Source organism: Butyricimonas hominis, assembly GCF_014287455.1.
In the GTDB taxonomy this organism is placed as follows: domain Bacteria; phylum Bacteroidota; class Bacteroidia; order Bacteroidales; family Marinifilaceae; genus Butyricimonas; species Butyricimonas muris.
In genome coordinates, this window is sequence record NZ_JACOOH010000007.1 from 303,309 (window position 1) to 317,640 (window position 14,332).

The following is a 14,332-nucleotide window of genomic DNA, read 5'->3' on the forward strand; positions in this document are numbered from 1 at the left end:
TTAATTAATTTCATTCATCACTTGCTTTAAAAACTTCATTTCCCGGGCATTTTTCTTTTTCATTTCCATTGCCCTCTCGTGTAGTTTACTCCCTTCCTCGGTCAGCTTCAACGCCGTGTTCACGCATTTCAACCCTTTCCCCTTTTGTTTGTTCAAGAAAAGGATATCCGCGTAATTCAACAACTGATAAGCGTTCGTTTCATCCAACGTGCGCTCCAGCCACTCGAGGGCAATTTTACCCGCTTCTTTGTCTTGAGCCTTGCGTCCCAATTCGTACGCGTAATTAGGAATCAACACCTCACTCCCTTCCTCCCAACAGATAGGCAACAACTCTTTCAGCGCGGCGGCACAAAGCCCATCATTATGATACCGTTGCCCGTATCCTAATTTCCGGTTCAATAACATTTTCCGGATACTCTCTTGTTTCTTCGGGTATCTCTCCGTTAATTCCCGGTAAAGCCCGTCCCAATCGGGTATATTCACGGAATCCTTCATCAGCGGATTGATGTATTTCGCCTCGATTGCCCGTATTACTTTCTGATCCGCCACTCCTTTCCCGAGTACGGCATCGACCCGCTCCGGGTGATCCATGAAAAGAGGGAGCATGGCGTCGTCAACACTCTCGAAAAAATCGGCGGCATAACGGATACCCTTGTCCAGTAACCGTTCTTCCGGGGTTATCGTCTGCCAAAAAGTATTACCCACCTTTCTCGCCATCACCTTATCGCCCAACATCAAGAAGTTCACGGACAATTCATACAGGAACTCCACGTCACGCTCCCCTGCCTCGTATTTTTTCAAACACGTGAATATTTGCCGGTTCTCGTCCAAGGCTATTTTGCCCGCCTCCACGAAACGCCCGGCATCAGGCATCCCGCCCGGGATGATATGCACCAACTCCCCTTGCGGGTTATAGTATAAAGACGTGGGCAACACCTTGATTTTCGCTTTCGTGCATATATCGTTCACCTCCTTGTGCCAAGCCTTCACGTACTCGTCGTCCTTGGCGGTTTTGTCCGTTTGCAATTTGACGCAGATAAAATGCTCGTTGTAGAAATCTCCGACCTCCTTTTGAGGAAAGATATTCTTGACCATAGCTTGACAAGGTCCGCACCACGTGGCCATAACGTCCACGTAGATATATTTATTCTCCCGCGTGGCCTTTTCAACCACTTCCCGCCAACTCATGCTCTTGTCAAAGCGGATTCCCTGTTCTTGTGCCCTCGTAAGGCCCGGCATACAAAGCACCAATGCAATAATAATAATCAATTTCATACGTTTCTTTTTTTAATTTACAACATACTATAATACATCCTCTATTTTAGTTTTATAACTCATCCAACTCTCCCGTTCCACCCCGCCAACCGTTCCGGACAAGGCTTGTTCAATCCTTCCGTGCAGTTTACGCAAATGCACCCGCAAAGCTACCGACTCATTACTTTTGGCATACCCTCGCGCAACTTTCCCAACGATCTCCAAGTAACGCAACCGCAAAGCCTTCATACAAGCATCTTCATGTCCCGCATCAACCCATATAGCCCGGTACAGACCGTCTAAAAATTCATCTGCCGTGTAGGAGGAATCCTCCCCGGACATGATGTTATTCAAAGCAAACCGGCTTATACTTGTTTCAAATAAAAACTCAAGCACGGCGCTTTGCCAACTTGTAATCATTTCTACCGGATCGATTCCGGCTTTTCGGATTAACGCCGAACGTATCAACCATTGCGGCGTGGCAAAAACCTCCCGAACTAGAAACTCCATCGCTTTTTCCTGTCGCTCCCGTCCCACGGGGAAAAGCACGGGTACATACGCACAAGAGGCTTCCGGTCGGACCTCCATACCGCCAAATTGCTGAAGAACGGGCAACACGGTAGTGTACAATACTCCTGTTTTCTCTCCGGCGTGTCGTACCCATGACACCCACCCCGTCGTGTCACGCTTGCCCGCGAACATCCGCTTCACGTTCTCCAAAGTGTAGCCCACACTCGCTATCGGATCATCTCCTTGATTCTCTAAATTAGCAACAGCCCGTGAATTGTCACACCACCGGAACTCCGGTCGTGCCATATTTGCCAACAATGCTGCGGCACATTCCTTTTCCCCGTAACGATATCCCCAATTGATCGCCCAACAATCATACTCCCCCACCACGGGAAACATACCCGCCATTCCGACCATATCTTCCGGCTGTGCCACCGTGTTCAGCATGACACCCCCCATGATAGAGGATGACATTTCCCCAACTCTATCCCGCAAATTCTCCACGGGAATCCATGCAGAGGCAAGCCTGTTCGGCAATAACCCCAAAGCTATACCTACCCTTTGTCCTACCGTTACACGGATCAGATTACCCGTGATTTGTTTCTCCGTTTCCCCGGAATGATCTCCCGCTTTCCATAGAGCACTCCTTGCGATCCATTCGTATCTCAAAGAATCCAACACTTGCGGCGACCAATGCACCCGGGCTTGTACAATTTGCCCGCTCCGGGGATCGACATTCACATCCACGACCTCTCCCCGCAAGGAATCCTGATAAAGAATTACCCCGCTCAACGACGATATTTCCCGCAACAGTTCTCCCGGCAATTCCCGTGCAACGATAGCATTCTTGAATCCGGTAGCCTCAAAAGCCCGCTGCCAGTCCTCGACAGCCCGGACAAAATAAGGTCGCCAACAAGCAGGAATCGCGGGATCGAGATAAAACACTATCGGCTCGTGAGGTTCCGTCAACTTCCCCTGCTCGTACGCCCCCATGTCACGAGGCTCTAACGCCCATCTCCTCACAACATGGCGAGTACGCACGCCCGTACTCTCATCCTTAAAATAATCGTACGAAACAGAAGAAAACCCCACTCTCCTGTCTCTTTCCCGTGCTTGCCACGGGACATCCGGTAACAGGAAGAACGTGGTTGTCACCGGCATCCCGGTCATTTTATCTCCTTCCCGTTTCCACTCACGACGTATGGCAGGCATTTCCCGCATTACCGTGCAATAGAAACGATCATTCTCTCCACGAAAACGCACAATTTCCTTTCCCTCGCCATCAAACAACGGTTGTCCCCCTTTCATCATCCCCGTCACATCTATCACGATATAATCGGAAGATTCATTCAGAATCGGGCAATTCATGGCAGGCAACTCCACCTTGCCACGGGCTAACAATCTCCTCATCCCCGGAGAAGTTTCTCTTTCGTCAAAACGATAATCCGGCAGATACACATCCACCTTCCCGGCTTCCCCCGGTCTGAAAATGACGGTTCTCTCCTTTCCCCATCGGCTCCCCGGCTGATAGGTACGATTCTCGTGCACTGAATCCAAACGACTCACGACCAAAAAAGTCCTTCCCAACATCTCCCGGGGCATTTCCAACAGACATTTCTCCCCGGAAGCGTACACTCGAAAAGCAGACGCGTAACCATCACCGATGCACAACACCCGGATAAGCAACAGAATACAAAATATTTTCCGATACATACAATACATCTCCTTTTACTTTAAAAACCTATTCATACGCTGAATCAAATCCCGGCAATAGACACCGAATCGCTCGTCCGTGTTTGCCACACTAACTTGTTTCAATTTTCCCTGCATATCTGCCATATACCCTTTGTAGAATCGGATTGCCTGCGGCCCGCCTCTCGAACCGTAAGAACTGACTTGCCGCAAGAAACTGTGTTGCAAGTTCTGCCTGTAAACATCCGGCATCTCTCCCGACAACACGTCTTGCCAGATGATCCGATTTAAATCCTCGAAAAAGTCCGTCCGTGTATAATTTCCAACGGAATCCCTCTCCGGTAAGCCACTCCCTTTGCCAACCAACATCGTCAAAACCCCGCTTTGCACCAATTCGATGAAACGTAACGGATCATTCTCCACTTTTCCCGACAACATCGGTTTCAACAACCATTCGGGAGTGGTAAACACCTGTTCTCCCAAAAACATCATCGCCCGACGCTGATACTCCCTCTCCACCGGCGTTCGCACTGCTTGTTCCTTCTCGTCATAATTTACATAACTGCCTCCCACGATATTCACCACCTGTTGCATGTAAAAATAAAACTGTCCCCGGGGTACATTTTGCTCTCCGATAAAGATGATCCGGTCATACATATTCCGGAAAGTCGTGTAACTGCCATCCGCATCCGGAGCCCACCGGTCCAATTGCTCCAATACCCGCTTCAAATTGGCTATCCCGTAAGTATTCGCTTCCACCAAATCATCCCCCAAATCTTCCGATTGGCAACGGGGATCTCCCGAAGTATTCTGAGCCCCGAACCATTGTCCCCACTTCTTTTGCTCCTCTCCAACCCAAGCGGACACGTGCGCGTGCTCTTCCTCCAATGTCTTTATTTTCGGGAACAAACGATAGCCCCATTCGATAGCCCAGTAATCATACATGTTTATCCGGGGAATCAAATTTTTCCGCTCGATGCCGTCCCCGGGTTGTGCCACGTAATTAAACCTCGAATAATCCATAAGAGAAGTGGAAATACCGTTTTCCGTCAACCATTCGTTATCCCGCAACTTCTCCACGGGCACAACGGAACTCGCCCCCATGTTATGAGTCAGTCCCAACGTGTGTCCCACCTCGTGCGAAACAATCACCGATAGCAATGTACCCAACCATTCATCCGAAATTCCTTCCGTGAATACCCCCGGATCACTCGCTCCCGCCTGCATCATGTAATTCCCCTTCAACCACTCCACCAACCCGTGTCCCCACTGGATACGAGCGTGATATATCTGCCCGCTCCTCGGGTCGGCATACCGTTCCCCGAAGGCGTTTTCTTCCGGGAGCGGCTTATACACGATAGCCGCCCGACAAGACTCCAACGTCCAAGTCGAATCGGTCGACGGTGCCACCCTCGCCTCAATGGCATTTTTAAACCCGGCTCGCTCAAAAACGGGCTTCCAGTTATTGATTGCCATTTCAATATAGGGAACCCATTTTGCCGGAGTCAACGGATCAATATAAAACAGAATAGGTTCCCGAGGTTCCACGAGTATTCCCTTCTGATACTTCTTCATATCTTCCGGGCGGGGTTCCAACCGCCAACGGGAGATGCAATACGCCTCTTCCTCTTTCGCCGTCGTATCGTCGCATACCAAATGCTTGCTCCTGAAATACCCCACCCGCTGATCTTCATAACGAAGCCGCATCAATTGCCCGGACATCAAAAACAGACAACTACTCGCCTGTACCTGCCCTCCCTTTCTCTCCCGCCAACCGACAATCTCCATGCAATCCGGATGAGAAATGATTTTCAGTGTCAGGGTCCGCAATTTACCGTCTACCATCCCCGTGTCGCTCACCACCCACGACGTGATATCCAAACGCAAAGCCTTCCCGTTGCCGCTCTCCTCACTCTGAAAATCGGCAATTTCATGAGGAGCCTTAGGCAGTCCCGTCATATTGGAACCCGCATTCTTACTCATCACCGCTTTCTGTATCAACACCATCCTACCATTCTCTCTCTCCCGCAACTGCAAGATTCTCGGCTCTCCGGACATATCCCCCACTTGGGCGTAATAACCGTTCCCCACCGCCGCGATCTGGTTCACCAGCAACCATTCCCTCCCCACGAGAGATGCAGACAATTCCCAAATCACCCGATCTCCTTCCCGGTATATCTTGAAATAATCTTTCTCTTTCCCCTTACCCGCCGAAAAAACAGGCAGCAAGAGGAAGAGAAGGAAGGAAAACCAGAATGTTTTCCTCCCCGCTACACAAAACGTCATTAAATTCATAAACTATTTTTTATACACGATCTTCTTTATCTTCCCGAAATCGGTTGCCAACAACTTAGGCTCTGCGTCTTTCAAATCCCCGGTATTCACCAACGTGAAAGCATAGAGCGCTCCCTTGCTCCCGTTATACGTGGCGGCAGTCAGGTTCAGCCCGTCGTTTGTCGGCAAGACTATAGAAACCACCTCTTCACCCGCCGGGAAAGCATAAAGCAACCGGGAAGTATTCGCATCTGCGTCATACAAGCGAATTTCGTTTCCATTGGCATAATATATCTGCTGCCTACCGTACGGGGACACAAACACCGGACTATCTTTCATACCGGGACACGCCTCTTCGCTAACAACATGAAAAGGACCACCATTAAATCCTACTCTCGCCATCGTATAACGTATCACGTAAGCATTGTCCGCATCCCGAAACACCATATTATAATAGTAATTTCCCGCACCTCCGGTCGGCATTCCGATCAATTCCCAATCGTCATCTACTTTCGCCGCATTAAACAAGGTATCTCCCGCAGAAACATAAACACCTCTCACATCCGTAAAAACCACGTTAGTTGCTTGGTACCGGGAATAAAAACGGTGATTCACCTCGTCAAAATACAAAATCCCCATCAATTGCCCCCTGTAATTCATTCCCGAACCGATAAAGGAAGCACAACCGGTTTCCAAACCATCTGACGCAACCATAGGTTCTCCAAATAAAGTTTGCCCCTGATCTTGATGCATCCGGTAAACCTTTCCATCATTTATCAAAACAAATGTAGAATTCTTCTCGATATAATTTGCCAAAACCTGTGGACGAATAACTTCCGGACGCATTGCAAACATCTGCTCTATATCGGCAAGCACCCGACAAGAACGATAATCTATCACGTATCCCCAATCTTCTCCGAAAATCATCGTCATATTCCCCGCGGCAACCTTCCCGTCCGGAGATGAATACCCGCTAAAATCGACTGTAAACAAATCCGTTACATTCGGTTTCAACACGACTTCCGGGTTTACCTTCGAGAATATACTATGAAACACTGTGTCCGTCGATGTGTTGTAAAAACTGATATCCGAATGATTGTCATATTGCTCCACGACAAAATAACCGGGCTGATAGTTCGTCCGCACCTCCAATTTCATCCCCTTACGATAAGTGACACCCGTGTTATTATCCGTCACCTTAAAATCGAACGGGTAAGAATTACCGGAAGCATAATCAACCTGCTCGGCAAAGTCCCGATCCGTGGATAATACCACATTCACAGAATCCGAAGAGGTAGGAATAGAAACCACCCACTCGTAACTCAAGTTTTCCTCATTCTCTTCCAAAGCAAAAGAGAGTTTGGGAGATACTTCCAGTACCATCCCCTGTTGCACAGATACGATTTCCGGTAAATCAATCGAAATCTCATTTAAATCCCGATAAGAATAATTTCCCTTATCCTTGTAACACGACGCCAAAAGCAATACGCCCAGCATCCCGATAAGACTATATCTAAACCAATTTTTCATACTTTCGTGTTTAAATTAAAAAGTAACTTGTTCCCCATTTTCATCCAGCATCTTTTCGCCGGGATGTTCTTCTTGCCACAATTGTAATTCACGACGCATACGCAACAAGTCATCATACATATAATTTCTATCCGCGGGAGACACCGGTTCTACACCCCAGTATTTCCCCAATTTCTCGTACATGAAATCAAACTTCACCCGGCTCCAATCACCAAAAATACCGCACTGTGACCAATAAGGCGGCTCCGACACCAAGTTGGAAAACTTCAACTCGTAGCGCAAAGAAATCAAAAATGTCTTGTCGTCCGATACCGTATCCCCGAACACCCGTGCGGGAAATTCTTCGGAAGGTTCAAGCACGAACTTGACAATTTTCTCTTCGTCACCCAAATTCTTTTTGAGTAACAGCACCTTCGGGGTAAATGAAACCGCATTGGCAGGTAACACGTTATCCTCAATTATAAAATGCTCGCCTTCCACGGCTGTGCTTCCCTCTCCCGCGACTAAATTCACTTCACGATCGTAATCCACGGGCTTCCCCATCAAACGAATCTCCGGAAGTTCAAAAGTATGTTCCTCTACCCCCGGGAAAAAATAGAACGAATAAAAACCGCTGAATATCTTGTTGAACTCGTCCATGTCAAATTTATTCTGTTTAATGACAGTTCCCGTTCCGTAAAACCACACCCCTGCATCATAAGAAGCTCCGGGAATCTTGTCATCATCTTCACAAGCGGCAACAATCCCGAATAACATCACCGCCAACATGATTCGTATATTATATAACGTTTTCATTTTCATAACTGTTCTTGTTGATTATTCTGTAACTCCACGTCTTAATTCAAGCTCTTTCTCCGGTATGGGGAACACGTAACCGGGAGTCGCAACATCCACGTATGTTTCTTGATCGTGCTCCAATACCTTCGTTATATTCAACCGCTTATAATAATAGAACAAATGCCCTTCACTGAAAAATTCTTTCTTGTACTCGTTCAGAATCTCGTTCCGGAACTCTTCGTCCGATATGGAATCTTCTAGCTTTTTCAATCCCCTGTTCACCAAAACCTCGTTCAGATAAGCACGCCCTTCCGCCGTGTTACCACAACATTCGGCGGCGATATAATACATCTCAGACCAACGCATCAAAGTAACCAAATCTCCCCTGCTGGCAACACCTCCATTGTACCTATAAAACACATACTTTTGACCACCCACCTGATCCGTTGCAGCAAGATACCACAAATACGTGAACCGATAATCCGTACTTCCCCCCGACGTTTTTCCATAAAGCTTTTCTATATCCGAGACATCATTATCCAAACGCTCCATCGCGAATCCCATTCTTTTCTCGTACACGTCTTTCAGATCGGTTTTATTCAAAGTAAATATACACTCCGTGTAAAATGCAACATCCCTTGATTGCAAATCTTTACAGTCCACCAATGGATCCATAAACCTGAATTGTTGTGACTCAATTACTTTTTTGGCATACAACAAAGCGTTTTCCGTGTCCCCCTTCCAGTGGTAAATCCGAGCCATCGTCGCGTACACCGCCCAACGATTAAAATGAGAGCGGCGACTGTTCAACCAACTGTTCTCCACGGAAGACGAGTACATATTGTCTACCGACAACAAACTATCCGCTTCCTGCAAATCCCGAAGAGCCAACCCAATCACCTCGTCCTCCGTATTGAACAAAGGCCATTCCCGCCCGGATAGTTTCGTCACGTAAGGAATGGTCAATTCATCCCCAGTCAACGCATACGGCTTCCCGAACAACCGCATCAAATCGAAATGCATAAAAGCACGGACACCTAACGCCTCCCCCTTTATCATCCGGTAATTGTCATAAGTAAATACCGATTTATAATTTTCAATCTGCTCCAACAGACTATTTACGTTAGCGATAACATTATAACCTTTACTCCAAATATTATCAATCGTACCGACAACTTTAGAATCCTGATAATAATTGGCTGCATCCAAATCTTTTCCTAACCCTCCGACATCATAATTACTATATATTTTAAAGCGTCGAGCCAACACGTCCAAATAAGTCACACTCAGTATATCCCCGTACAAGGCATCATCCGTCATCAGGTAATACACCCCCGCCATGCCGTCCATAAATCCCTGTTCCGTCTTGAACATCTCGTAATCGATCACTTCCGTCTTCGAGGGTACATCCAACCAATCGTTACATGCCCCCAAGGAAAGCCCGAAAACCAACACGATATAAAAAATATATTTCTTCATAATCTACTTTTTTATTTTTCACAAACACTACAATCTAGCCGACAGCGTAAACAGGAAACTACGATTGAACGGGTAAGACGTACCGGACTCCCGCTTCATACTTGAAATACGCAATACATTCTGCATCGAGAAACTCACGCTAAAACGGTCGCTGTTAATCGCCTCTTTGGAAGTATCATTCACTTTCTGCACGGCCTTGTTCACCAACCGGTTCAACCAACGCTCCACCAGAATACCCGGGTCAATCGTCAATCCCGTAATCTCGAACGAATTTGCTTTCTGCACGAAACGAGAAGTCACTTTCGTCGATTTTTCCGTACGCGTATAACCTTCCAAATCCACCAATCCTTTATAATCGGCAGGTTTACCCGGTTCCATCCAACGATCTTTCAACACCCGTTTATCCATATTTTGTTTCAAATTGAAATTCTCCACTTTACTTGCCAGCGTACTGTTATACAACACACCTCCCGTGCGGAAAGTCAACCCGAAATTCAAACGGATCCATTTGTATTGGAAATTATTATAAATCGTGAAGTTCAATTTCGGTTGCATATCTCCCATATACACCATATCCTCCTGTCTCCACACGTAAGTTTGCCGCCCGTCTTTCGTCAGGAATACCTCGTAACCGTTACTCGCATCAATTCCCAAAGAACGCACGGCATACAATCCGCTCACGCTGGCACCTTCCACGTATTGAAGCACCGGAGTCGTAGCTCCGTTTGTTATCTGTTGATTCAAGGCAGCTTGATTTTGTGCTTTCAAATTATCCGTGATCTCCAACAATTTATTCTCGTTATGATAGAATGAAGTAGATACAGACCAGAACAACTCTCTCTTGGGTGCTTGAAACAACACCACCCGAACCCCCAAATCGAATCCCACGTTCTGGCTCTTACCCAAATTATCGTGATAAGAATCAAAACCATTGGAAGGAACCGTGGAAGTCGACATGATTAAATCGTCCGTGGTCTCCCGGTAATAATTAAAGTTCGCCGTCACCCGTCCATCGAACAATCCCAAATCCACACCATAATTCCATTTTTGCGTTTGCTGCCACTTCAATGCCGTGTTCCCCAACCCCATCAACGTGGCAGGGATAAAATCAAGGTACCGTCCGTCCGTTTGATACTTGTACGTCGTGGCTCCCGCGTAAGCCGGGAAATTCACGCTTCCGGTAAATCCCCATGAAACCCGGAACTTCAACTGGCTGATAATATTCTGCCCCAGCATAAATTTCTCGTTATGGAAATTCCAACCGATACCGACAGAGCCCAAATCCCCGAATCTTTTTTTCCGCCCGAACACGGATGAACCGTCCGCCCGAATAGAACCATCCAACAAATAACGATTACCGTAAGCATAACTCAAGTTCCCGTAAAAACCCGCCGTTCGTTTCATACTATAACTCCCGGACGGTTTCGTGTTACTGTATTGCAGCCCGAACAACAAATCATCCAAGCGGTCATTCGGGAATCCTTTAACCACCAACCCGAAAGAATTGGACTCATCGTGATTCAACTGCGCTCCCGCGGAAATATAAATCGTGTGATTCCCAAAGTTTTGCCCGTAATTCAACGTGGAAGTCAGCTGCCACTTTTTCGTCTTTCCATTATTCTTGGTATAAGCTCCCCTTTCGGAAAAAGCCGACGTGAAAAATTCGGACGCCGTTCCCGGTATGAAATTATCCCGTTCCGTTGTCCCGTGTGTATAGGTAAACGTCGTGTTCAACTTCAAACCTTTCACGAAAGTCACTTCCGACCAGAACTCGTTACCGATAGAAAGACTGGAATTTGTATTCACCATATGCAAATGGGCATTCCAAAGCGGATTCTTCTCGGCAGGGGTATGGGATGAAGAGATTAAACCATTACTCCCCTCCGTGGGATAAATATCCACGTATTTAGTGACATTACCGTTCTCATCCTTCGGTAGCCAGTAAGGATTCATCCGGGCATATTGACCGAAATCCCCGTAAGGTGATTCCGCCCCCTTGGAAGAACTGATCTTTAGCGCATACTGGAAACTTAATTTCTTATCCAAAGTCGTGTACTTTACCCGGACGTCACCCCCGAGTACATTCCGGTAAGAACCTTTCATGATACCGCCGTTATTGGAATAATTCACCGTTCCCTGCAACAACACTTTTTTGGTCCCGTAAGAAACCCGCGCTGTATGGGAATGAGTAAATTCCGTACGCAAAGGTTGGGACAACCAATATGTATTAATGCCTCGGGCTACATTGTGTTTGACCAAGTTGTGCAAATCATCCAACTGTTTCTGTGTCGAAAAATCACGGCTACGATAGTAACCACCAATCTCCTCAACCTCCAACTTTTGCTTGGCATTCATCAAGTTGAAACTAGATAAATCCGGTATATTCACTCCATAAGTACCCGTGTAAAACACTTGCGTTTTTCCCTCTTCCGGCTGAATCGTTTCCACAACCAATACCCCGTTTGCGGACTTGGAACCGTAAATCGCTGTTGCGGCAGCATCTTTCAACAACGTGACTGACTTCACGATATTGGGACTCATGTCAAACAAAGTCTGCAAATCGGACTCGAAACCGTCAATAATAATCAACGGCGGGTTGCTGATATACCCGTATTCACTCTCCATGTCCGTCTGCATGATACTGTTCGTCCCCCTCAACTGTACCTTCGGCAACACGTTCGGGTTGGAACCGTTCACCACGTCGTCCGGCATCTGGAACGAAGCATCCAACACCTTCAAGGCACTCAGAATACTCGTTTTACTGATGGCACGGATATCCTCTCCCGTGTATTGAGTCGCAGCACCGGTAAAGTTCTCTTTCGGACGGGTAAAAATACCATTATTGATTACCGTCACCTCCTCGATAGCATAGGCCAGAGAATCCAGAATCACGGTACCCATCTCCGATTTTGCCGTCAATGTCTTTTTCTCGTAACCGATAAAACTAAATTCGATCTTACTCCCCTCGAAAACATCCGTCAGCATAAAATGCCCGCTGGTATCCGATGTCGTACCCCGGTATTCGCCCAGCACTTGAACCGTCACCCCGGGAATCGAAACGTTCTTGGCATCCACCACCCGACCACGCACTCGTTGTATCACCTTTTTGGCAACCGGGGTTGCTTTTGCTTTACTTACCACGATAGCACCACTCTGAAACTTCCATTGTAATTTCGTTCCTTTCAACAACTCGTCCATCACCTCGCTAATCGAAGCATCCTTGAACTCGTAATCTTTCCGGGGAGCATCAGGCAAATCCTCTTTCAGATAAGTAAACCGATAACGTGTCGTTTCCTGCAAGTGCTTGAACACCTGCTCTACCAACACCGACTTCATACTTAGCGTCACGCGCTGCTCCGTCTGGGCGGAAAGCATCCCCGGACACCAAAAACTACTCGCAAAAATGTAAAAGATTAGGAAAAGACCCTTCCAAACCATCTTTTTTCGTCCTTTCCTTCTCATAAAATGATTTTTTTTCATACCTTTGTTTTTAAGGTTATTAAATAACAGATACACAAATAATCTTGAACATGAGGAAGAGTGGGCTAGACTCTTCCTTGTTTTTTGATTATACCTTTAGAAACGGATATATATTTTCTTTCCTTCTATTCTATATTTAAAATCAATTAAACTCTGTAACACACTCAATAACTCTTCCACTTTCTCGTCACGCATGGCGTGGAAAGTCACACTACCACCGGGCGTGGCAACTTTATTCTCGATAACAAATTCTACATCATACCACTGCGCCATAGCTGCTAGAATCACCCCTATAGGCTCTCCCTCAAAGGCAAACATACCATCCCGCCAAGCAACACAAGTTGACGGATCATCCAATTCTACCACTTCAAGATCTCCCGCTTCCCTGTCAAACACGGCCTGTTCACTAGGCGACAATATTTTGTATATCGAATCATTCCCCACGTGCACGACACCTTTCAACAAAGTCACTTTCAAAAATTGTTCATCGGTATAATCCCGCACGTTCAGTTCCGTCCCCGTCACCCATATCTGCAAATTCTCATCCGTCCGCACTTCAAAAGGGCGGGTAGGATTAGTCCTCACTTTGAAGAAAGCCTCTCCGCGTAACGTCACCTCCCGTTTATCTTCCGCAAACCGATCCGGATATGTCAGCACCGTTTCCGAATTCAACCAAACCTCGGTACTATCGTTCAATCGCAACCAATACTCGCTTCCCCTCGGAACTTCTACACGGATCATCTGCACCTTCTCCTCCGCGACCACATTCTCGCCAGCCTTCTCTTTCACGTGTTCTTTCCACGCCGTACCCGTGTCATTTTCTTTCAACACCACCTTGCGCCCGTCATCCACGGATAAAAATGCGTAATTCTTACCCTCCACCGGAAGAATAGGTTGCATCCCCGCTTTTTCCGTCCGAAGCGAAAAAATAATAACCGTACTCAAAACAGCAACCAACAACACCGCCGCCACCGAAGAAATCTTCATGTACAGTCTGCGCCGCACCTTACGATGAATCTTTTCATGAATTGCCCCTATCGTCTTCTCGTATTTCAGATGTCCGAAATTCCGTTTACGCTCCGCGAAACTCCGCCCGGACACGAACGCCTCATACATCTCCCGATACTCGAGGGAAGAGTCCAACCAACGCTGCAAACGCTCCTCCTCCCTCGGGGAAATATTCCCGACCACCTTTTTTACCATGATCTCGGCGAGTTCGATTCCGTCCAAATAATTCATATCTCATTTTTTATCACTAAAACACCACCATTCAGAAAAAGTATACATCGAATAAAAAAAAATTATACATTTGTATTGTAATATTTACAATCCCCTC

8 protein-coding genes are annotated in these 14,332 nt (G+C 46.9%); all 8 read right to left on the minus strand.

The genetic code is table 11. The features are described 5' to 3' along the window. Window positions 1–1,275 carry a thioredoxin family protein gene (locus H8S64_RS16450; RefSeq protein ID WP_186977498.1) on the minus strand — a complete coding sequence of 425 codons (1,275 nt, stop codon included), beginning with the start codon at window positions 1,273–1,275 and terminating at the stop codon, window positions 1–3. A gap of 27 nt (window positions 1,276–1,302) precedes the next feature. Further along, entirely contained in the window at window positions 1,303–3,477 is a 2,175-nt protein-coding gene (locus H8S64_RS16455; protein ID WP_186977500.1) for a DUF5117 and DUF5118 domain-containing protein, read from the minus strand. A 15-nt stretch (window positions 3,478–3,492) separates the two neighbouring features. Next, window positions 3,493–5,751 (minus strand): zinc-dependent metalloprotease, encoded by a 2,259-nt coding sequence (locus H8S64_RS16460; RefSeq protein ID WP_186977502.1) that lies wholly within the window; start codon window positions 5,749–5,751, stop codon window positions 3,493–3,495. A 3-nt stretch (window positions 5,752–5,754) separates the two neighbouring features. Then, window positions 5,755–7,260 carry a PKD-like family lipoprotein gene (locus H8S64_RS16465; RefSeq protein WP_186977504.1) on the minus strand — a complete coding sequence of 502 codons (1,506 nt, stop codon included), beginning with the start codon at window positions 7,258–7,260 and terminating at the stop codon, window positions 5,755–5,757. Window positions 7,261–7,275: 15 nt separating this feature from the next. Next, window positions 7,276–8,061 carry a DUF4843 domain-containing protein gene (locus tag H8S64_RS16470; RefSeq protein ID WP_222621202.1) on the minus strand — a complete coding sequence of 262 codons (786 nt, stop codon included), beginning with the start codon at window positions 8,059–8,061 and terminating at the stop codon, window positions 7,276–7,278. A 15-nt stretch (window positions 8,062–8,076) separates the two neighbouring features. Next, on the minus strand, window positions 8,077–9,516 hold the full coding sequence (locus H8S64_RS16475) for a RagB/SusD family nutrient uptake outer membrane protein (RefSeq protein ID WP_186977508.1): 1,440 nt from the start codon (window positions 9,514–9,516) through the stop codon (window positions 8,077–8,079). A gap of 27 nt (window positions 9,517–9,543) precedes the next feature. Then, window positions 9,544–12,978, minus strand: coding sequence for a SusC/RagA family TonB-linked outer membrane protein (locus H8S64_RS16480; protein ID WP_186977511.1), 3,435 nt, complete (start codon window positions 12,976–12,978; stop codon window positions 9,544–9,546). A 114-nt stretch (window positions 12,979–13,092) separates the two neighbouring features. Beyond that, window positions 13,093–14,235 (minus strand): FecR family protein, encoded by a 1,143-nt coding sequence (locus H8S64_RS16485; RefSeq protein ID WP_186977513.1) that lies wholly within the window; start codon window positions 14,233–14,235, stop codon window positions 13,093–13,095. Between the last annotated feature and the right edge of the window lie 97 nt (window positions 14,236–14,332).